We start from the raw sequence: 23,151 nt of genomic DNA on the forward strand, positions 1-23,151 counted from the left end.
TGATCACCATGATGATGAAGAAGATGATGGCTGGCGTTGCCTTGGCCTTGGTGTTCGGTGCTGCGCAGGCACGTACGCCGGTGGCGCTGGTTGAGCCGGAGCGTGTGGTCGTGGCCGCGAGCGCCGGGACGCTGACGCCCGAGCAGGTCAAGCAGGCCATCGTGCGCGGCGGTGCCCGGTTCGAGTGGACCGTGGTCCGCGAGGAAGCCGGCAACATCCAGCTCAAGTACAACAAGCAGAACAAGCATGAGGTGGTGGTCGCCATCACCTACGACAGCACCGGCTACCAGATCCGTTACGTCTCGAGCGTCAACATGAAATACGAGACGATCAACGGCACGCCGATGATCCATCCGTTCTACAACACCTGGGTGGGCAACCTGAGCCGCGCCATCGCCTCCGAGGCGACTGCGGCGGTGGCCGGCAAGTGAATCCGGTGGGCCAGCATGTGGAGACCGACTTTCCCGTGATGGCCGTCCGATGAGCTTGCTGTGCCTGCTTGCAAATCAGCGGGAGCTGGAATCGGGCATGGCGCTGCCTGCGACGTGGCTCAGTGCCACGGAGCAGGCACGCTGGGCCACTTTCAGCACTGAGGCCCGGCGACAAAGTTTTCTCGCAGGGCGCTGGTTGGCTCGCCAGACCGTGCGGCGCTGGGCGAGCGCCAGCGGCATCAGTGGCAGGGGCCGCAATGGCCTGTTGCCAAACCTTCCGCCAGACGAGCTGCCTGCATTGGAAGTGGCTGCCAGTGGCGCCTGCCAGATCGCTGGCAGCCGTGGAGTGTTCGTTTCTATCAGCCACCACGGGCACCATGTGGCCTGTGCCGTGGCGGACGTTCCCGTGGGGGTTGATATCGAGGGCCCGCGAGCCCGCCGTCGAGACTATCTGGCACTGGCCGAGACGGTTCACAGCCCCTCCCAGCAGCATGCGCTCGCGGCCCTGACGCCAGCCCAGCGCGAACATGGCTTTCTGCAGGCCTGGACGCTCAAGGAGGCCTGGCTCAAGGCTCGTCAGCGTGGCCTTGATTTCGCCTTGATGCGCAGCCTGGAGTTCGATGCAGACGGTGGACAGGGCGGCATGGTTGACGTGGCGGCTGCCGTGCACGGCGATGTCGTTGTGGCGCTGGCTGCGGATCCGGCGCTTCCATCCGTCATCGAGGCCGAACCGTTGCTGCAATGGCGTCGCTACGGTACGCGGCGCCTGCGGGTGGGCTGAGGGCCGACGCCTCAGCCCGGCTTGCGGGCAACCGCGTTGAGCAGGGTCTCCTCGCGCACGGTGGGCACCTTGAACCCCATCCATTCCCACGCGCCCAGATCCTTGCGACTCCACCAGAGGTAGGGCGTGCTGATGTGGTCGTCGCGCAATTCAAAGCCGGCATTGCGCAGCATGTCCAGGAACTCGGGGGCGCTGCGCTGCACATGCATGGGGTGGCGGAACAGCAGCCGGATGACCCAGCTGTGGATGTAGGCCCGGGTGCTTTCGGCCAGCAGCAGATAGCCGCCTGGCTTCAGCACGCGGAAGATCTCGGCCAGCGCAGCGGTCTGGTCGACGATGTGGTGCAGCGACTGATGGCAGAGCACCAGGTCCACCGAGGCGTCCGCCAGGGGGATTGTTTCGGCGTGGGTCTCATGCAGCGTGACTGCGACTGGGCAGGTCTCGCGCATCGGTGCGCAATGGGCGGGAAAGTTTGGCTCAGGGTCCAGCGCGTGAATGACGGTGGGTTTGAAGCGCTGCGCTAGCTCGTGCAGTGAATGGCCCTGGCCGGTGCCGATATCCAGCACCACACCGCCCTGGGGCAGATCGGGGGCCATGCGCTGCAGGTCGTTGAGTGCGCGCGCCAGCACGTGCACCCGCCAGGTGGCCGTGGAAAGGAACCAGATCCCGAAACGTGTCTCGGGTACAAAAGCCAGCTTGCGTGCGGCGAGGCGGGTCGAAAGCGAAGTGGTCATGAACGCGTGAAGCGGTGGCCCACGGGCCTCCCTGGATTGTTCTGGAATTTGGGTGCGATTTTATCGGACACCCTTGCGCCGCAACCGTGCGATATTCCTTCCGATCGCGAGCGAAAGGCGCTTGATGGGCCCCCGCAACTCGCAGAGGGCATGCAGAGGGCATGCAGAGGGCATGCAGAGGTTCCCTAGGAACGCGCTGGCTCGTCAACCTTGGAGCGCGCCGCGGCCAATTCAATAAACGCCCGCACATAGTCGATGGTGGCGTCCGCCTCCCGCGCTCCCAGAAAGATCTGCTTGGCGATGCCGCGAGCCCCCAGCCGCACCGGCACCACGTCCATCTTGGCCGCATATTCGTCCACCAGCCAGCGCGGCAGGGCGGCCACGCCACGGCCGCTGGCCACCATCTGCATCATGATGTCCGTGGTCTCGATGGCCTTATGGCGCTTGGGCGTCACCCCGGCGGGCAACAGGAACTGGTTGTAGATGTCCAGGCGCTCGATGTCCACGGGGTAGCTGATGAGCACCTCCTGGGTCATCTGCTGCGGCTTCACATACGCGCCCGAAGCCAGCGCATGCCCCTTGGCCACGACCAGCACCTGCTCGTAATCGAAGACCGGCACGAAGGTAAGCCCCGGCTTGAACAACGGGTCAGGCGTCACCAGCAAGTCGATCTCATAGCCAAAGAGCGCACCGATGCCGCCGAACTGGAACTTCTGTTTCACGTCCACGTCGACGTCCGGCCATGCGGCCAAGTAGGGCGACACCACTTTCAGCAGCCACTGGTAGCAAGGGTGGCATTCCATGCCGATACGCAGCGCGCCGCGCTCACCCTGCGCGAACTGGCCCAGACGCTCCTCGGCCAGGTCCAGCTGCGGCAGCACCCTGTTCGCCACCGCCAGCAGGTATTGGCCCGCCTGCGTCAAGCGCAGGCTTCTGCCTTCGCGCAGCCAGACGTCAGTGCCCAGCTGCTGCTCCAGCTTCTTCATGCTGTGGCTCAGTGCAGACTGGGTCAGGTTGAGCACGCCCGCGGCGGCCGTCAATGAGCCTTGCTTCTCGACCTGCTGGACGATGCTGAGATGGATGCGCTCAAGCATAAGGATGAGCCATATTCATGAATCGTTGAAATTAAACCATTTTACGTCATGGTTCCTCGTCGATAGCATCGGTCAGATTCATCTCAGAAGTCATCGGCCACCCCATGAGCAACGGTTTCGCCTTCAACATCAAGACCATCCGTTTTGATGAGAATTACCGACCGTCGGAGAGCACGCGCACCACGACCAACTTCGCCAACCTGGCGCGTGGGGAGCATCGTCAGGAGAACCTGCGCAGCACCCTTCGGATGATCGACAACCGTTTCAACGCCCTGGCGGATTGGGATAACCCGACCGGCGACCGTTACGCTGTTGAGCTCGACATCGTGTCGGTGGAAATGAGCATCGGAGAACACGTCGGCGCTGACGTGTTCCCCCTGATCGAGATCCTGAACACCCGCATCCTGGACCGGAAAACCGGTGAGTGGGTCCAGGGCATCGTGGGAAACAACTTCTCGTCCTACGTCCGCGATTACGACTTCAGTGTCCTGCTGCTGGCGCACAACGCCAATCAATCCACGTTCAGCACGCCGGAGAATTTCGGAGACCTGCATGGCAAGCTGTTCAAGCACTTCGTGAACTCGAGTGCCTACCAGCAGCGCTTCAGCAAGCCGCCCGTCATCTGCATCAGCGCCTCCAGCAGCAAGACGTACCAGCGGACCGAAAACAGGCATCCCATCCTGGGCGTGGAATATCTGCAGGACGAGCTGTCCGCCACCGACCAGTACTTTGCCAAGATGGGTCTGAAGGTGCGCTTTTTCATGCCCCCGGGCAGCGTGGCGCCGCTGGCCTTTTACTTCCTCGGCGACCTGCTCGGCGACTACGCCAATCTGGAACTGGTGAGCACCATCAGCACGATGGAAACCTTCCAAAAGATCTACCGCCCCGAGATCTACAACGCCAACTCCGCGGCGGGAAGGCTGTATCGCCCCAGCTTGAAGCACCCGGACTACTCCTTGACGCAAATCGTCTATGACCGGGAGGAGCGTCGCCAACTGGCCGTGAAGCAAGGGAAGTTCACGGAGGAGCACTTCATCAAGCCGCACAAACGCGCTCTTGAACGATGGGCCGCGAGTTGCGCGCTCTGACCCGTCTCCCCAATATTCGCGGCAACCACCCCGCTTTGCCTGAAAGGAATTCGCAGATGTTTGAAACCTCCATCGCCGGTAGCCTGCCCAAGCCCGCCTGGCTGGCAGAAACCAACAAGCTCTGGCCTCAGTGGCGGGCTGAAGGCGATGCGCTTCTGCAAGCCAAGGCCGATGCCACCTTGCTGTGGATCAAGGCGCAGGAGGACGCTGGGCTGGACATCGTGTGTGATGGCGAGCAATCGCGCCAGCATTTCGTGCATGGCTTCCTGGAGCAGGTGGAGGGCATCGACTTCGAGAACAAAGTGAAGATGGGCATCCGCGACAACCGTTACGACGCGATGGTGCCGCAGGTGGTGTCGGCCCTGCGCCTGAAGGGCCGCGTGCATGCCTTTGAAGCTCAGTTTGCGCGCGCGCACACGAAGAAGAAGCTCAAGTTCACCCTGCCCGGGCCCATGACCATCGTCGACACGGTGGCGGACCGCTTCTATGGCGACAAGGTGAAGATGGCCTTTGCGTTTGCGGAGGTGCTGAATCAGGAAGCCCTTGCGCTGCAGGCCGATGGCGTGGACATCATCCAGTTCGACGAGCCCGCCTTCAATGTCTACATGAAGGACGCAGCCGACTGGGGCGTGCAGGCGCTCGAGCGCGCAGCGCAGGGCCTGACCTGCACAACGGCCGTGCACATCTGCTACGGCTACGGCATCAAGGCCAACACCGATTGGAAGAGCACCCTGGGCGAAGAATGGCGCCAGTACGAGGCCGTGTTTCCCGCGCTGGCTCGCAGCGGCATTGACCAGGTGAGCCTGGAATGCATCCATTCTCATGTGCCGCCCGACCTGATGGCGCTGCTGGCCGGCAAGGACGTGATGGTCGGTGTGATCGATGTCGCCAGCGACGTGGTCGAGACGCCGGAAGAAGTGGCTGACACCATCGGCCGGGCACTGCAGTTCGTGCCCAAGGAGCGGCTGTTCCCCTGCACGAATTGCGGTCTGGCCCCGATGGGGCGGGACGTGGCCTGGCGCAAGCTGGAAGCGCTGGCCGCAGGCACGCGGCTGGCGAAGGCTCGGTTGGCGTCGGCGTAAGGGGGGGCGAAAGACGCCTGCCCAGCCGTTCTGGCTCTCGAGCGCCTCCTTGATGCCGGCCAACTCGTGTCTGGGACGAAGTGCTCGCCGGGGACGACTTCGCGCTTGTAGCCGAACTTGAGGTCGAAGAATGCGTCTTTGGAGATGAGGTCGGTCGACAGCAACAGCACGCCGGGGCCCGCAATACACAACTCTTGGGAATCAGCCGTTCGGTGCTGCCAGCAGCAGGTCGGCCGCGTGGTCAATCGAGTTCACCAGGCTGGGCTCTCCACGCATCCGTGACTCGACTTCGTCAACGAGGTCATAGAACTTCGGATCGTTGATCAGCTCATTGCCGAGTTCGAACAGCAGTACAGATTCGATGAAGATCCGGAACGCCTTGCGCCGGCGGTCAGGATCCGTAGGCTCGATGAATTTGATGCGGCGCAGGACCAGCGAAGCTACAGCCTGTCTTCCCCCCTCCTTGGACGAGCCCACGCCGGCTTTGCCCGGCGGCGTCGGCGCCTCAGCGCCTTGCCGCCGGCCTATGCCGTTCTGCCGAATGAAGAGTGCGACCGCGCTGGCCGCATTGATGGGAGTCATGGGTGGCAACGCCGTGGATCAGTGCATCGGGCCGCTGCGGTAATTCGACAGCAGCACGTGTGAAGCATCTTCGTTGGCAGTGTCCACTTCGCGCGTCGCCTGCGCGGTCTGCTTCAATGCCTCGATGCGATCAATCACCAGTTGAATGTCACCATTGAGCGGCACGTTTTCGGTGTTCATTGCCTGGCCGGCCCGGAAGTGCGTGAGCGCCTCCGGGAACTGATCGTTGGCCAGCGCGGCAAAGCCATGCACGAAGGCGCGCAAAGGCTCCGTCGCCGGTAACAGGAACAATGGCTGCCAGCTCACGAGCGCCAGGGCCGCATGCCCCGAGGTGAACTGCAGCAGGCCGAGCTGGTAACGCGCCATGTGGAAGGTAGGGGCCAGCAGCGTGGCGGCGGCGTAGGCCTGGATCGCCTCATTGATGCGGCCCAACTGCGCCAGTTCTGCACCCAGCAGGAAGGGCGGCAGCGGCGACTCGGGCTCCTCGTCCACCGCGTGGCGGAAGAGCTGGAGGGCCGTGTCCGTATCGCCGGAGGCGCTGGCTGCCAGCGCCTGGCGAAGTCGGTCACTGAGAGAGACGTTCGGAGTCATGGTGCAGCCCTGCTGAAAGAAAAAAGGCCGTCCGCCCTGGATCGGGCGTGCGGCCGTCATGTTGCATCAAAGGCGTGCCGCGCGTCGGCGTCACGCTCCTTCCCAATACATCCGGCCCTTCGGCGAGTCGTTGAGCTATTCCGACTGATGTGTGGGGGTATCCGCTAAACAGATGCTGCGCCAAGGGGATGTCCTGTTCGAGGAGGCCGCTCGCCGGCTTCAGTGAATCAGACAAAAACCCAGCGGCCTTCTCGGAGCGGCCGCAAAAGGACACCTCGACATGGTCGCGATCGTCAGTGGCAATTCCCTCGGCCTCAGTCTCACCTCCCTCGCCAACCTGGGGCAGCAGGGGGCCTTTGGCTCCGCCGGGTCCGGCAGCGATGGCGCCCTGGTCTTTGTGAATGCCGCCAACGGCAACCTCGTGCTGCAGAGCCGGGACGAGCTGCTCGCTGGCCTGGGGCGCGACGCCTCCAGCCTGCGCACCTACAACAGCCAGGGCCAGTTCACCGACGACAATGGCGACAACTGGTCCAACGGCATCTTCCTGCAGCAGCTCAAGCTCAACGGCACGCTGAACACGGCCGGCAGCACGCTGGTGCGCACCGACCGCGACGGGGCCCAGGCGGTCTACACCTATGACGTGGATGTCGGCCACTATGTCACCACGGCTGGCGCCGGTGCCCATGACACCATCGCCTACGACGGGTCCAACGGCCAGTTTGCCTGGACGGATGGTTCCACCGGCGAGATCGAGCGTTATGACGCCGCCACCGGCCGTCTGATCTCGGCCGTGGACACCAGCGGAAACACGCTGACCTACGGCTACGACGCCCAAGGTCGCCTCTCCACCATGACGACGGCGGGTGGCGAAACCATCCACATCGACTACAGCGGCAACAATATCTCCCAGTTGCGCGTGGAGCGCGCCACGGCGACGGGCACCGAGACCCTCACCACCACTCGCTACACGTATGACGCCCAGAACCGCCTGGCTAGCGTTATCGTGGACCTGTCCCCGGAGGACAGCTCGGTCGCGGATGGCAACGTCTACGTTACCAGCTACACCTACGACGGCACGAGCGACCGCGTCGCCTCCGTCTCCCAGACCGATGGCACCAGCCTGGCCATCAGCTATGTCCAGGTGGCCGGTGAATACCGCGTCGAAACGCTGACGAATGCGCTCGGCGAGGTGACCCGGTTCTCCTACGACACGGCCAATCACCGCACCACCGTGACGGATCCGTTGGGCCTGCGGACGGTCTATGGATATGACGCCGAAGGCCAACTGCTGAGCGTGACCGCACCGTCGGTCGATGGCATGGCCCAGGTCACCAGCTTCACCTACGACCCGGACGGGAACCTCACCTCGGTTACCGATTCGGCGGGCCGCACCGTGCAGATGGGCTACGACGAGCACGGCAACCAGATCACCCAGCGCGATAGCGCCGGCAACACAGTCACGCGCACCTACGACGCCTACAACCAACTGCTCACCGAAACGGGCTATGCCGTCGCCGATAGCGACGGGGCCGGCTCCGCGCAGGCGGGCGCGCCCAGCACGACCCGTTATGTCTATGACGCAGCCGGACGCCACCAGCTGCGCTTCGCAATCACCGCGACGGGCGACGTCATCGAGTACCGCTATGACGCCCAGGGCAACCAGGTCGAGAAGCTGCAATACGGCTATGCCCCATTCGATGTGAGCACCCTGGGTGCCACCGCCGTGCCGGCCGAGGCCGACATGGAATTCTGGGCGCGCCTGCAGGATCCCTCCCGCACCGGCCACGTGGTCCGCAGCTTCGACTTCCGGGGCCAGGTCACGCAGGAGCGTTCCTTCACGGTGCCGGACCAGAACGGCGTGGCCGATGCCTTGCCGGTCACGGTGCACTATGTGTATGACTCGGCGGGTCGCCTGCTGAGCAGCATCGCCGCCAATGGCGGTATCTCCACCTACACCTACGATGGTTTCGGCCGCGTGCTGACGGCCACCGATGCGCTGGATGTCACTACGGTGAGCTCGTACGACGATGCCAACCGCCGCAGCGTCGTCACCCTGGCATCCGGCCTGGTCACCACCACTACCTACGACGCCGCGGGCCGCCTGCTGGCGGTGGTGCAGGGCAGCAATGCCGCCGCGAAGCTGGGCGAGACCCGCTACCAGTACGACGCCGCCGGCCGCCTGCTGATGAGCACCGACCCGACCGGCGCCTCCCGCTGGGCGCTGTATGACGATGCCGGCCGCAAGGTGGCTGACATCGATGCCGACGGAACGCTAACCGAATACATCTATCACGCCAACAACCTGCTGGCGGGCACCATCGTGCATGCCACGCGGGTGGACATTTCGCGCCTGGCCAATGCGGCAGGGGAGCCGCTGGCGCCGTCGCTGGCCTCCATCCGTCCTGCGGCGAATGCCGCTGACCAGCGCGAATGGCGCGTCTATGACGCGGCCAATCGACTGGTCCAGGTGATCGATGGCCTGGGCTACGTCACCGAGACCAACTACGACGGTGCGTCGCACGTCATCGCGGTCACGAGGTACGCGGCTCACGTCACGGTGCCGGCCACGGGCGTCTCGCCCATCACCTCGCCGGTGGCCGTGACGGTGAATCCCGCGGCGGACCGCGTCACCCGCAGCTTCTATGACGCAGATGGCCGTGTCATCGGTGATCTGGACCCTGAGAACTACTACACCCACTACGACTACGACGCCGCCGACCGGCTGGTCTCCAAGACGCGTTATGCGCAGCCCATGGTCGGCACGCTGGTGGACGCCCAAACGCCGCCTCAGCTGATCGCCGAAGATGCGGCAGCGCCGACCACGGCCTATGTGCGCCTGCGCACCTCTTCGTCCAACCCGCTTCCGACCAACGTGGGCGACGGCACCACCGGTCTGGTGGACGCCGCCTCGCTCCTGGCACGCCTGCAGGCTTTCAAGGCGGTCGACCCGGAAGGGGCCTTCAAGGACCTGGTGCGCCTGGTGCGGGACGCCCACGTGACCTTGCTCAGCGCGGGCTTCAACAGTGCGGCCTTGCTGCGCCAGTGGGTGGGCCAGTTGCCAGCTGGTTCACCGATGTTCAACACGCTGGCTTCTCTGGGCGTGTTCATGGGTGCCACCGAGGTACCGGCGGGCACCGAGGGGGCCATCGTGCTAGCCACGATGGACAACGACGGCCAGCCGGTGGGTGGCACTGATGGCAACGACGTGATGATCGGGGGCCCCGGCGCCGACACGCTGGAGGGCGGCGCAGGTGACGACACTCTGGGCGGCGCCAACTACCTCGATGGCGGCGAGGGTAGCGACACCTATCTGTTCGGTTACGGTGACGGCCGTGTCGAGGCCAATGCCGGCCGCGACGACGAAGGAAATCCCAACGACATCGTCCAGCTGGGGGCCGGCATCACCACGAAGGACATCGCCCTGTTGGGGGACTTCAACTCCCCGCGGATTGTGCTGGTGCGCACCGGTGAAAGCCTCAGTCTGTATGACGCGGTGCGGGAGATCCGCTTCGCCGACGGCACCATCTGGAAGGCGGCGGACATCAACAATCGCCTTGCGCTGGGCGGGCCCGACGACGGACAGTACAGCTCGGGCTACGACTCCAACGGCGACAACCTGATCCGTGGCGGTGGCGGCAATGATTACCTGAACGGCGGTTATGGCTACGACACGATCGTGGGCGGTAGCGGCGATGACGTGCTGGTCGGCCAGGATGGTGGGGACCTGATCGAGGGTGGTGACGGAGACGACGACCTGCTCGGCGGTGATGGCTCGTGGTGGAACAACAATCCCCTCAATGACAACGACACGCTGGACGGTGGTGCCGGCGACGACGTGCTGAACGGCGGTTTCGGCCAGGACGTCTATGTGTTCGGCTATGGCTCCGGACGTGACACCATCACGACAGTCCAGTCATTTGTGCAGGACCGGTGGGCGAATGCCGACACGTTGCGCTTGAAGGAAGGCGTCACGCCGGAAGACCTGATCTTCAGCCGTGACAGCAATGGCGGGCTATTGATCCAGTTGCGCAACAGCGCCGACAGCATCACGGTCCAGAACTACTTCACCGAACTGGAGTCGGAAGACGACTGGTACGGTGGTTATGCCAAGGGCCTGGAGTACATCGAGTTCGCCGACGGCACTCTCTGGGAGGCCAAGGACATCCAGATCCGCCTGGACCCGCACTATGTGTCGGGTGAGTCCTATGTGGATGACCTGTTGATCGGAACCGATGGTTCCGACTATCTGATTGGCCGCAGCGGCAACGACACGTTCCGGGGTGGCGCCGGTGACGACACGCTGATGGGCGGGCAGGGCACCGACGTCTTCGAGTTCGGACTCGGGAACGGCCATGACTTCATCACGGCAGGCTGGAGCGGCGAAGGGGACCGTCTGAAGCTGGATGTTCCGAGTGACTGGAGCCAGCTGTCCCTGGTGAAGGTTGGCAACGACCTGCAGGTACGCATCTCCCTGCGCGACGTGGCGACCATCAGCGGTGCGGACATCGATTTCATCGAGTTCTCCGACGGCGTGGTGTGGGACGCCGACCAGATCAAGGCGAACACCCAGTTGGCCACCGACGGCGCCGATGTCATCGATCGCACCTATGAATCAGAAGGCGGCGTCATTGATGGCAAGGGCGGCGCCGACAGCATGGTCGGCAGCAACTATGCGGACGACACCCTGCTGGGTGGTGCCGGGCGCGACACGCTGATCGGCCTTGCCGGCAATGACAATCTGTCCGGCGGCATTGGCCGAGACCTGCTGATCGGTGGTGAGGGCGCGGACACCTATCGATTCCATCGAGGCGACGGTGCCGACACCATCTCCAACACCGACTGGGGATCCTATGACGTCGGCTACCGGACCGGCGACTCGCTGGTGTTCGGTTCCGACATCCTGGCCCCGGACGTGGTGCTGGCGCGCAGCGGCAACGATCTGGTCCTGCTGATCGACGGGACCGAAGATAGCGTCACACTGAGCAACTACTTCAACTACGAGTCCGGTGCTCCGGACATCCGCCTCACCAACATCCAGTTCGGTGATGGCAAGACCTGGACCGTCGACGACGTGGCGCAGCGCCTGGCCGACGTGCCACCCGCGACGGTGGGCGACCTGCCCAGCACGGGCGACGATCTCTACCAATCGAACGCCTCCGCCGGTGAATTGATCTCCACCGGCACGGGCAACGACACCCTGATCGGCTCGCAGTTTGGCGACACGCTGGTGGGCGGTGCGGACGACGATGTGCTCGACGGCCGCGGCGGCGACGACGTCTATCGCTTCAGCCGCGGTGATGGCCGGGACACGGTGCTGGCCAAGGACCCGACGGACACCAGCCATGACGTGGTCGAGTTCGGCGACGACATCCTGCCGAGCGACCTTCGACTGACGGTTCGCGAACGCGCCATCATCGTCACCATCCGGGGCACCAGCGATGCGCTGGTGATCCAGTCGATCCTGCCGGACGGCACGCAAGGCGCGCTGCAGGTCCAGGCCTTCAAGTTCGCCAACGGCGAGACCTGGGACTTGGCAACCATCGTGGCACGCGCGACCGGGCCTGAAGGCGGCAACCCGAGCGAAGGTTTTGACTTTGCCGACACCCTGCGGGGCACCCAGGGTGCCGACTGGCTGAGTGGCTTCGATGGCAATGACCTGATCCTGGGCGGGGAGGGCGACGATTCCATCGACGGCGGCGCTGGCGACGACACGCTGGACGGTGGTATCGGTGACGACACCTACTACCAAAGCACCGGCAACGACGTCTACCGCTTCGGCCGCGGGTCGGGCCGCGACCGCGTGGAGCAGGACAGCAACCTGGGTGGTCACGAGGCGGTGGAGATGTATGCCGGCGTGAAGCCGTCGGATGTCATCATCTCCGTGGGCCGTCAGGGCGGCTACGAGATCCGCATCATCGACAGCGGCGACATCCTCGCCTTCTCGTCCCAACTGCCGGATGAAATCCGCTTTGCGGATGGCACGGTGTGGGACCGCGACGCGATGGCCACCGAGATGGCGCAGCATGGCGCGTGGCAGCGCGAGACGACCGGACTGAACTCCGACTACTACGATCTTGGCTCGGGCGCGGAGATCCCGCCGTTCGGTGTCCGTGGCGGTGAGGACACCATTGGCGGCGTGGAGAATGCAGCGCCTGGCACCGTGATCCAGCTGGCTGCCGGCCTGCGGCCGGAGGACCTGTATGTGGTGGCGTCCGTGGACGACGCGTCCGCACTGCAACTGCGCATCAAGGGCACGACCGACACGCTCACTGTCACGGGATATCTGACCGGTGACGCGGCCACGCTGCCCAGCATCCGTTTCGCGGATGGCACCGAATGGACGGCGGCCCAACTGCAGCAGCGCGTGGCCGAGACCTCGGTCAGCCCGGACCAGGTGCTGGTGCCCACCGGCACGTCTTCGCAATTGCTGTTGCGTCAGGTCGGCGACGATCTGGAGATCGTCGACACCTCCAAGGTGGGCACCACTCGCATCCAGGGCTGGTACGCCCAGGGCACGCACGTGGACCAGTTCGTACAGAACGGCAGCTCGCTGCTGACCACGCCAGCGTCCGCCACGGCCGAGGCCGCCGCCCTGCAGGGGCGCGACCAGACCACCCGCCTCATCTATGACGCACTCGGCCGCCTGGTCGGGGAGGTGGACGCCGAGAACTATCTCACCGAGAACATCTACAACGCCGCGGGCCAACGCGTCAGCACGGTGCGCTACAGCCGCCCGCTGACGGTCGAGGTGTCCGCCACCGACCGCCTGATCGACATCCGTCCGTCGCTGGACCAGGCCGCGCGCGTGAGCTCGTGGAAGTACGACCTGCTCGGCCGTGTCTCGGAACAGACCAATGGCGAAGGCCTGTCCACCTCCTATACCTATGACGAGGTGGGCAACCTGGTGACCACGCGCAGCGGCGCATCCACCGACGACATGCGCGTCGGCCAGGTGCGTTATGACCTGCAGGGCCGGCTGGTGGGTGAACTGTCGGGCGAGGGCGCCGCGCGCCTGGAGTCTGGCGCACCGCTGACCGAGGAAGAAATCCAGGCCATCTGGGACGAATTCGGCATCGTGCACACCTACGACGCCGCAGGCCGTCGCACCAGCACGACCGATGCCAATGGCCACAAGACCGTCTTCTACTACAACGCCGACGGCCAGCTGCGCTATGCGGTGAACGGGGAAGGGGAGGTGCAAGAGCGTCGCTACAACGCACTGAACCAGCTCGAAAGCACGGTCCTGTTGGCCAACCGCCTGGCACCTGCCGCGCTGGCGTCGCTCTCCGGCGGCCTGGTGACAAGCTCGGTGGAACAACTGGTGGAAGGCCAGTACGATCTCGCACGTGACACCGTCACCGGCTACACCTACACGGTGCGCGGCCAGTTGCACAGCACGACGGACGCGCTCTCGCATACCGCCACGGTCGACTACAACGCCTTTGGCGAGGTCAACCATTCCACGGCCGCTGATGGCCAGGAGACGAGCCTGGAACGCGACCGTCGCGGCCAGGTCACCACCACCCTGGTGGATCCGTCCAGCAAGGCCATCACCACCAGCGCCCAGTACGACGCCTTCGGCCGCCTGGTTCGCAGCGTGGATGCCATGGGCCACGTCAGCCAGCAGTCGTTCGACCGCCTGGGCCGCGTGGTACAGACCGTCGATGCGACCAATGCCACCCGCTCCACCACCTGGGATGCGTTCGACCGCACGCTCACCCAGACGGATGCGCTGGGCAACACCACCACCTACAGCTACTCGGATGCAGACCGGTCGGTGACCCTGACCACGCCGGAAGGGGTGCAGGTCCAGACCATCCACAACCTCTACGGGCAGACCTCCGCAGTCATCGACGCCCTGGGCAACCGCACCGAGTACCGGTACGACCACGACGGTCGCCTGGTCACCACCACGGATGCCCAGCAGCACGAAACGACCAACGTCTACGACGCGGGTGGCCGCCTCAGTGCCACGGTCGACAAGAACGGTGTCACCACCGCCTTCACGTACGATGCCGCCAATCGTGTGCTGACACGCACCGTGGATCCGGATGGCCTGGCCATCAAGACGACCTACCGCTACGACGCCAAGGGCCAGACCATCAAGGTCACCGATGCGAACGACACGGACGTCGTCACCGAGTACGACCTGCTGGGCCATGTGCTAAAGCAGACCATCGACCCGACGGGACTGAACATCCAGACGAGCTACAGCTACGACGAAGCCGGCCGCGTGCTGACGGTCGTGGACGCCCTGGGTGTGACCACGGTTTACGGGTATGACTCGCTGGGCCGCCGCACTTCCGAAGTGCGTGACCCGGGTGGCCTGAACCAGAAACGGACCTACGAGTACGACGCCAATGGCAATGTGACCGCCACCCTGGGCACCGATTCGGCACTGGGGTTGGTCCGCAAGGTCAGTACCGTCTACGACGCGCTGAACCGGCCCGTGCTGCTGACGGACGCTACCGGCGCCCTGACGTACATCGAGTACGACGCCGAAGGTCGTGTGCTGCGCACCACGAAGCTCGCCACGGCACTGGACGTGACGAATCCGCCGCAGACGGCCCACGGCACGGTCCAGGAACTGGTCGATGCGCTCCGGTCTGGCTTGGATCGTGTGGAAACCAACCGCTACGACGCCGATGGCCGCCTGCGCTTCACCGTGAACAGCACGGGTGCGGTGGTCGAGCTGCGTTATGACGCCCGTGGCAATGTGGTCGAGCGCATCGCCTATGCCATGCCCATCTCCAGCTACACCTGGGACGGCGAGAGTGACCCGCAGGTGGTGGCCAACGATGCGGTGGACCAGCACATCCGCACCGTCTATGACGAGCTGAATCGCGCGCAATACGTGATCGACGCGCTGGGCTACGTCACGCAGAACGAATACGACCCGGCCGGCCACGTGGTGCGCCAGACGGTTTACGCCACGGCGACCACCGGAACCGACAACCTGCCGCCGTCGGTGTCCGACAAGGACCGCAGCACCAGCTTCGTCTATGACAATGCGGGCCGCGTGAGCGCGACCATCGACCCGACGGGTGCGGTGACCCGCAACACCTACGACGACAACGGCAACCTGATCTCGCAGACCCGGTATGCCAACGCGTTGCCGGCGGGCGCTGGCATTGAGTCCCTGGTGACGGATGCCGCCCGCGATCGCACCACCACCACGCGTTACGACGCCGCCAACCGCGCGGTGTATGCGACGGACGCCGCAGGCTATGTCACGACCTCCGTCTACGACGACCTGGGCCATGTGACCTCCACCACCCGCTGGGCCGCGAAACCCGCGGTGCCGGGTGACCTGCCGCCGGCCACGCCGGGCGTGGGCCAGACCAACTCGTTCACCTACGACACGGCCGGCCATGTGCTGACCAGCACCGATGCGCTGAACCAGACGGAGTCCTACACGTACAACGCCTTCGGCGACAAGACCAGCTTCACCAACAAGAAGGGCAGCACCTGGAACTACGGGTATGACGCGGCCGGACGGATGGTGAGCGAACTGGGGCCCGCCGTCACGCTGACGACGGTGACCCGCGACGCCAAGGGCAACCTGGTGGAGGGCACCACCAACACCCAGCGCATCGAAACGCGCCTGGAATATGACGCGCTGGGCAACCTGACGAAGCGCATCGAGGCGGTGGGCCGACCGGAAGAGCGGTCCACGTCCTACTGGTACGACTTGCTGGGTCGTCAGGTCGGCGTGATCTACCCTGCCGCCAGCGTCTACGCGGAAGACCAGAGTGCCGCGCTGACCAACGGCGCCAACGGCGTGGCCGCCCGCGCCGAACAGCAGCGTCAGCTCTCCAGCTACACCGACTACGACGTTTTTGGCAACGCCATCATGAACGTCGATGTGGCTGGCAATGTCAGCTACAAGTTCTACGACAAGGGCAATCACGTCGTCTATGACGTGGACGCGATGGGTCAGGTGACCCAGTACACCCGCGACGGCTTTGGTGATGCGGTCGAGATCACGCGTTACGCGACGGCGCTGACTCGACAGCAGCTCGACAATGGACCCGCCGTCCGACCCTCTGCGCCCCAGATTGCCGCCATCATCGCGGGCTCGCTGAGCCAGGGTGATTCCCGCACCGTCCTGACGGAGTACGACCAGCTCGGCCGTGCCGTCACGGTGCGCGAGCCCACCGTCTTCACGGTGGACCCGACGACCGGCGCAGCCGGTCAGACCGGCAAAACCACCCGGAACGCCTACGACAGCTTCGGCGCATTGGTGCTCACGCGTTCGCTGTTGTCGGGCAGCGAGGCCAATGGCACCTGGGCGGATACCTACCAGTACTTCGACGTGCTGGGCCGGCTGGTCGACAAGGTGGATGCGATGGGGTATCGCTCCACCAGCAGCTTTGACGCTTTTGGCAACGTTGCCAGCACCACGGAATACGCCACGGCGTTGACCGCCGGCAGCTGGAGCCTGGGCAGTGCCGGCACGGCCGCCACGAGCCAGGACGATCGTCGTGTTGAATACACCTACGACCAACTGAACCGCAAGACCAGCGAGACCCGCAAGAGCGTCGTCTGGAGTACCGCGGTGGAGGCCCTGAGCGGGCAGAGCCACCGTGGTGACCAGAAGACCACGTACGGCTACGACGCGGTTGGCAACCTGACCGTCACGACGGACGCGCTGGGTGGCAGCACGTACAGCTACTACGACGCCCTGGGGCGTGTGACTGCCGTGGCGGCACCCAGCCGCGCAACCGCGACGGGCAGTGCCGCTGTCTTGACGCCGCTGACGCTGTACCGCCGCGATGCCTATGGGAACGTGGTGGTCACGGTGGAGCTGGCCAATGGCGGCCGTGGCACCGTTGCGGAATTCAAGGGCGTGTCGAATGGCGTGCAACTTGCCGGCCTGGTGGGCGACTTCAGCACGGTGGACCGCCAGTCCTTCGCGGCCTACGACCTGTATGGTCACGTTACCCAGAGCACGGACGCACAGCGTCACAGCGTATTCAATTCGTACAACGCAAGCGGCCTGATCGCCAAGACCTGGCAAGGAGTGACCTCTGGCGCAGCGCTGGTGGAAAACGGCACGGACGCTTCCGGTGCGCCGCTCGAGACGCTGGTGGAAGACAGCACGGTCTTCAAGCTGTATGAATACGATGCGCTGGGTGAGCTGATCCATACCTATGACCCGGGTCCGGCCAATGCCCTGGTTGACTCTGGCAAGCCGGCTGTGACAGGCGCGGTGTATGACCAGACCATCACGAAGTCCGCTGGCGCCCTTCTGAACGACAACTTCTATTCCAACGCCAACGCGGTGAGCGTCAGCTGGGTAGGGCTGACGGATCCGGCCCTTGGTAGCGTGCGGGTCGAGCTGGACTTCATGACCACGGACGAGGGCGGATTTGCCCCCCTCCAGAAGACGCAAACGCAGGAATTCGCAGCGGGTGACGCCAACCGCACCGTGACGATGGAATGGTGGGACGACGATGCCGGCTCGCCCCATGGCATTTCGTCCGTGCGGAATGTTCGTGTGCAGCAGCGCATCAACGGGGTGTGGACCACCGTCTGGAATTCGGCCACTGCCGGCACCACGAATGTGCCGGCCACTGGCTACAGCACCAAGGCGGCGCCTGCCAGCTTGGTGCGGACCGACCTGAACTACAACGCCTACGGCGAACTGACCAGCAAGGGGTTGGACGGCGGCGCCCAGGAGTACTTCGACTACGACGCCGCGGGCCGACTGTGGCGTACCAATTCCGGCGACGGGGTGGACAAGATCTATCTGTACGACCAGATGGGGCGCGTGGTGTCCGAGCTGCGTAGCAATGGGTCTGGCGGTCAGAACGTGGACCTGAAGACGGTGACCTCCGCGGAGGAAGCCGCTCGACTGGGTGCCTCCGTGCGTCGCTCGGATACGGTGTACGACATCTTGGGGCGAGTCATTGAAACCCGCGGCGCCGATCGCGCCGAGACCGCCACGATGGCCACCGGCAAGAACGAGCAGGTTTCTGCCGCTGTTGTCAGCAGTTCGGCACCGGACGGCACCACGGAGTCGGTGGTGAGCTACTGGGTCGGCAGCAACGTCGTTGCAGTGAACTGGCCGGACTTGAGTCATCTGGGCTCCGGTGACATCAAGGTTGAGGTGGACTATCTAACCACCGCGGCCTCGATCAACCAGTGGACCACGCCCGTGGAAGCGCGCTCGTATGCAGCCGTGTTCACGGCGGAGCAGGCCGCCACCGGCGTGACCTTGTCCTGGCCGAGTGAAGGCCCCGCTTCGGAACCGGATCAGCACGACGGCGCCACCATCCCGCTCCTCTATGCAGGCGGTCTCGCCAGCGTCAATGCGGTACGTGTGTACAAGCGCGACCCGGAGGGTAACTGGCAGCTGCTGCACGCCGGCTCGTCGGAGAGCGCCTCCAAGGTGATGGACGTGGCGTTGCCCACAGAGTCCAACCTCACCACCAAGCTGGAAGTGCGTGCCGCAGGCTCGTCGGACGAGTGGGTGACCTTCCCGCAGGATCCGGTGCGTTTCACGCAGGCGCTGCGTTACAACCTGGACGTGCTGGGTGGTGGTACTTACGAATACCGCCTGACCACCAGCGTGGCGGGCTCGACGCCGGTGGTGGTCAATTCCGGCATCATCCATCCGGACGGTTCCACCGAAACCTACTACGTGGGCGGCGACAGCTCCACCCGCCCGACCATCCACCAGACCCTGGACCGTTGGGGCAATGTGCTGAGCGTGACGGACGCACGCACCACCGAGTGGGTGACCACCTATCAGTACAACGCTGACAACCAGGTCATCGCCGAACAGAAGCCGTCGTCCCAGACGATGGTGAACGGGTCGGCAGTGACCGTGGAAGGTGGCAAGACCCAGGTCTACTACGACGCACTAGGCCGCCAGGCGGCGGTACGCGACGCCAACGGCAACCTCAACAGCCAGGTCTACGACGCGGCCGGCAATGTGATCGAGGAGCACCATGCTGACGGCGGCATCGTGACCAACACGTATGACGTGTTTGGCAACAAGGTGCGCACGGTCAATGCGGAAGGCAATCGTGACCTGACCAACCCGATGGACCCGGTGGCAGCGGAAGCCGCCCGACGCAAGAACACCACCGAGTTTGTCTACGACAAGATGAACCGGCTGGTGGAGACCCGGCACGCGGAAGTGCAGGTCACGCAGGTGTCCGAGAACAGTGACCCGAGCGCCCGCATGCAGGTGGTCTCCACGATCTCGACGCTGACCGATCGCAACGTGTACGACCAGGCAGGCCGCCGCATCTCGCAGACCACCGGCATTTCGTCGGTGGGGGCGGGCGAGACGATGACCTACAAGTACGACCTGGCCGGCCGTGTGATCGAGACCACGCAGCCGGGCGGTGATCAATTCAAGATCCGCACTGTCTATGACAAGCAGGGCCACAAGATCGCCGAGGTGGACCAGAACGGCAATGCCTCCACCTGGACCTACGACTACTTCGGCAAGCTCCAGGCCCGCACGGACCTGGGTGGCGCGACGTTCACCTTCACATACGACAACGCCGGCCAACTGACGCAATCCACCAATACTCGCTTCAACAGTGGCCTGCAGCCTCAGCTGATCAACACCTACAACGCGGCGGGTGACCTCAAGAGCACGGTAGACAGCTCGCTGAACCAGACCACGGAGTACTGGTACGACCTGGCGGGCCGCCATGTGCGCGAGAAAACGACCCAGGGCAGCACGGTGTATCAGGACAACTTGATGGCCTACGACGAAGTGGGTCGCCTGCGCCATGTCAATGACGGGCGCATGAGCATCGACATCACGTACGACGCTGCGGGCAACCGTACCAACGTCAAGACCCACGTGAACGTGCCGTCGAAGGATGACCCGACGCAGGACGTGCCGAAGGACAGCGACCTGTACTTCACCTACGACTCCATGAACCGCCAGACGGGGGTGGAGCTGGCGCGCAGCGTGAGTGACACCGGCGTGGTCTCCTACGACTATGTCCGTGAGATCGACAAGAACGGCCAGATCGTGGCGGGCACGTCGGGTCACAAGATCACTTATGACCTGAACGGCAACCGTATCCGGGACCAATACCTGGGCACCAAGGTCAAGTGGGTGCCGGGAATCAAGTTGGGGGATACCGAGTTCCTCGGCCACTATGAGGTCGACAAGGATCCCGCGAACTCCGAGGTGACGGAGGTCTACGAATACGACGCGCTGAACCGGCTGCTGACGACCACGCGGGACGACGTGCAGATCGACCAGCGTCAGTACGACGCCGTGGGCCGTGTGGTGACCACTGGCCCGGTAAACCTGCCGACGGACTATGCGGAGGCCATCAACAGCGGCATCGAGTCGGGGCAGACGATTGGGCTGGAGTACCGGATCAACCGCTACGACAACAATGGCCGCCTGGCGCATCAGCAGATCTTCAACGCGGATCAGTCGAAGTTCCTGACCGACCTGAAGTACAAGCGTTATGACGATGCGGGCAATCTGCAGGCTTACACCCTGGAGACCAAGGGTGAGTACACCAACACCTACACCTACACGCATGCCAAGTACGACGGCTACAAGGAAGCCGTCATCAGTGGCACCAGCACCAAGTTCGACCCGGGCCAGACGACCAACGTCTATGACATCAATGGCAATTTGATCCGTGTTGACGACAAGACCAAGGACGAGAACGACCGCGAGCTTGTGAACGACCTGACGGGGCACGCACTGTTTGTGATGCAGGGCACGGCCGTGCAGCGCCAGGTGGTGGTGAACGGGGAGGTGCTGGGCCGCTACGGCGTGGGTATTGATGCCTCCAACCCGCGGGACAAGGACGGCAACCCGGTGTTCACGGAACTGGCGGACTTCAACTTCGGGTACCAGCCCATCACGGGCAACTACCCGACGGCGTCGGTGGGGACCTATCAGGTCAAGGCGGGGGACACCTTGCGCAGCATTGCGCAGCAGTCCTACGGCGACGAAGGCTTCTGGTACCGCATTGCGGAGACCAATGGCCTGAGTGGCGACCGTGACCTGCGCGTGGGCCAGACCATCAACATCCCGAGTGTGGTGGGTACGGTTCGCAACAATGCGAGCACCTACAAGCCGTACGACCCGAGCAAGATCACGGGCGACACGATGCCCAACATGCCGTCGCCCAACAGTGGTGGTGGGTGCGGTGGCATTGGGATGCTGCTGGTGGTGGTGGTGGCTGTGGTGGTGACGGTGTTTACGGCTGGGGCGGCAGCCATGGCTATGGCGGGCACCTTGTCAGCAGCCACCAGCGCCGGGGCCATCATGACGGCCGGCGCTGCAGCGATGTCAGCTGGAACGCTGGCTGGAGTCGCAGCGGCAGCGGTGGGCGCAGCGGTCGGGTCGATCGTGAGCCAGGGCGTGGCCATGGCTATTGGCATGCAAGAACAGTTCAGTTGGAAACAGGTCGGCTTGTCTGCGATTGGTGGGGCTGTGTCCTCGGGACTCGGTCCCGCGTCGGGCTTCTATGGCGGCCCGACGGTATCCGTGGTGCTCAAGGCAGCTACCAGCAATGCAATCACTCAAGGCATCGGTGTCGCCACGGGCTTGCAGGACAAGTTCAACTGGAAGGGCGTAGCTGCTTCTGCAGCGGCTGCATTTGTTGCCAAAAGCCTGAGTGACACAGTGTTGGGCTCCAAGGTGGCCGACGCGACGGCTCCGGGCGGTTTCTCGCGCACGGGCGGACTGGTCGACGCATGGGGCGGCGGGGAGATCGCCAAGATCGCTGGATCGACGGTGCTGGGCATCGCGGCTGGCGCCACGGCCTCGCTGGTACGCGGTGGCCGGGTTGTGGTGCAGCAGGTGGCGACGGACGCATTTGGTAATGCGTTGGCGGACTCCATCGTTGCCAAACTCCAGTCGATCGGGGAACCAACGTTGGTGGAGCGTGCGGATCGCTCTCAAGCATCCAATGCCACGCTGCTTGCATTGGCGGACAAGTATGGTGGTTTGAAGAACGTGCCGGCAGATCTCCCGCAAGTTCAGGAGATGGTGAAGGACGGGCTCAATAACAGCGCGACCATTGCACGCCTTGTGAAAGACCAGGTGCTTGCGGCACAGATTGGCCGGGGGGCTGCGGTCAGCGGCGGCTCTGTGGTGTCTGAAGATTTGGAAGGCTCTCCGGCGGCCGTTCAAGTCGACGCGCGTCTGCCGACTACGTATGTTGAAGATCACAGTGGATGGAACGTTGCTCGCTTGGCCGCGACAACCGGCGGTGTGATTACAGGCCTCTTCCAAAGCATTGGGGACGGCTTGATCGGTGGGGCAGAGTTGCTCTACAGCTTGAATCAGGCTCAACAATACGTGCTGCTGCAAGCGGCTGGTCCGACCCTCAACCAGGCGATACCCGGCTACGAAGGTCGCAAACAGTCGTATGAAAATATCTCTGGTATCGGTGAGGCAGTGAGGCAGTTCGCTGACGCTCCCGGGAGGTTTGTCAGTGAAGCGGCAGGCGCCACCTTCCGTGACATTGAGTCATCGTTGGAGACCGCAGAGAAGACTCGCAATCTGTCGGACTGGTTCTTCTATGGCGCCAAAGTGGGCCATGCGGTGATGGATGTGGCCGGCATGGTTGAAGGCCTCTATGGGTTGTCAAAGCTTGGTGTAGTGGCCGCGGGAGCTGCAGTCAAGACGGCTAAGGCTGTAGCCATTTCGCTTGCACCCAAGATGGGAGAGATGCTCGAAAACTACATGCCCAAGATCGGGGCCATTCGCTACATCGTTCCGGCGACGCGCAGCATGGGAGGGGCGACTAAGATTGGCAAT

The 23,151-nt window shown here is 64.1% G+C and carries 9 protein-coding genes; 5 read left to right on the forward strand and 4 right to left on the reverse strand.

Annotation, left to right across the window (positions count from 1 at the left end; all coding sequences use genetic code 11):
- The first annotated feature begins 8 nt into the window (after positions 1-8).
- Both BMY53_RS21355 and BMY53_RS21360 read left to right on the forward strand, forming a co-directional pair.
- The gene (locus tag BMY53_RS21355; RefSeq protein ID WP_143074175.1) at positions 9-431 is read left to right on the forward strand and encodes a hypothetical protein; all 423 of its coding nucleotides are present in this window, start codon (positions 9-11) and stop codon (positions 429-431) included.
- A gap of 97 nt (positions 432-528) precedes the next feature.
- Positions 529-1,212: a 4'-phosphopantetheinyl transferase family protein gene (locus BMY53_RS21360; protein ID WP_177200989.1), complete on the forward strand. Its 684-nt coding sequence runs from the start codon at positions 529-531 to the stop codon at positions 1,210-1,212.
- A gap of 11 nt (positions 1,213-1,223) precedes the next feature.
- On the opposite strand, the gene BMY53_RS21365 is transcribed toward BMY53_RS21360, so the two are convergent.
- Together BMY53_RS21365 and BMY53_RS21370 are read right to left on the reverse strand one after the other, a co-directional pair.
- A complete protein-coding gene (locus BMY53_RS21365; protein ID WP_092948506.1) occupies positions 1,224-1,946 on the reverse strand; it encodes a class I SAM-dependent methyltransferase in 723 nt (240 codons plus the stop codon).
- A 185-nt stretch (positions 1,947-2,131) separates the two neighbouring features.
- Positions 2,132-3,040, reverse strand: coding sequence for a LysR family transcriptional regulator (locus BMY53_RS21370; protein WP_092948507.1), 909 nt, complete (start codon positions 3,038-3,040; stop codon positions 2,132-2,134).
- A gap of 104 nt (positions 3,041-3,144) precedes the next feature.
- On the opposite strand from BMY53_RS21370, the gene BMY53_RS21375 reads away from it, so the two are divergent.
- Positions 3,145-4,128 (forward strand): DUF1852 domain-containing protein, encoded by a 984-nt coding sequence (locus BMY53_RS21375; protein WP_092948508.1) that lies wholly within the window; start codon positions 3,145-3,147, stop codon positions 4,126-4,128.
- A gap of 56 nt (positions 4,129-4,184) precedes the next feature.
- Entirely contained in the window at positions 4,185-5,210 is a 1,026-nt protein-coding gene (locus BMY53_RS21380; RefSeq protein ID WP_092948509.1) for a methionine synthase, read from the forward strand.
- Between the two features lie 201 nt (positions 5,211-5,411).
- Here the strand turns inward: BMY53_RS21380 and BMY53_RS21385 are convergent, their stop codons facing one another.
- Positions 5,412-5,792 (reverse strand): hypothetical protein, encoded by a 381-nt coding sequence (locus BMY53_RS21385; RefSeq protein ID WP_092948510.1) that lies wholly within the window; start codon positions 5,790-5,792, stop codon positions 5,412-5,414.
- Positions 5,793-5,810: 18 nt separating this feature from the next.
- On the reverse strand, positions 5,811-6,383 hold the full coding sequence (locus tag BMY53_RS21390; protein WP_092948528.1) for a tetratricopeptide repeat protein: 573 nt from the start codon (positions 6,381-6,383) through the stop codon (positions 5,811-5,813).
- Between the two features lie 280 nt (positions 6,384-6,663).
- Here BMY53_RS21390 and BMY53_RS26540 point away from each other — a divergent pair.
- On the forward strand, positions 6,664-23,151 hold a 16,488-nt coding region (locus BMY53_RS26540), incomplete at its 3' end, for a calcium-binding protein (protein ID WP_255370314.1).

Origin of the sequence: Roseateles sp. YR242, from assembly GCF_900109745.1 — a bacterium.
Taxonomy (GTDB): domain Bacteria; phylum Pseudomonadota; class Gammaproteobacteria; order Burkholderiales; family Burkholderiaceae_C; genus Roseateles.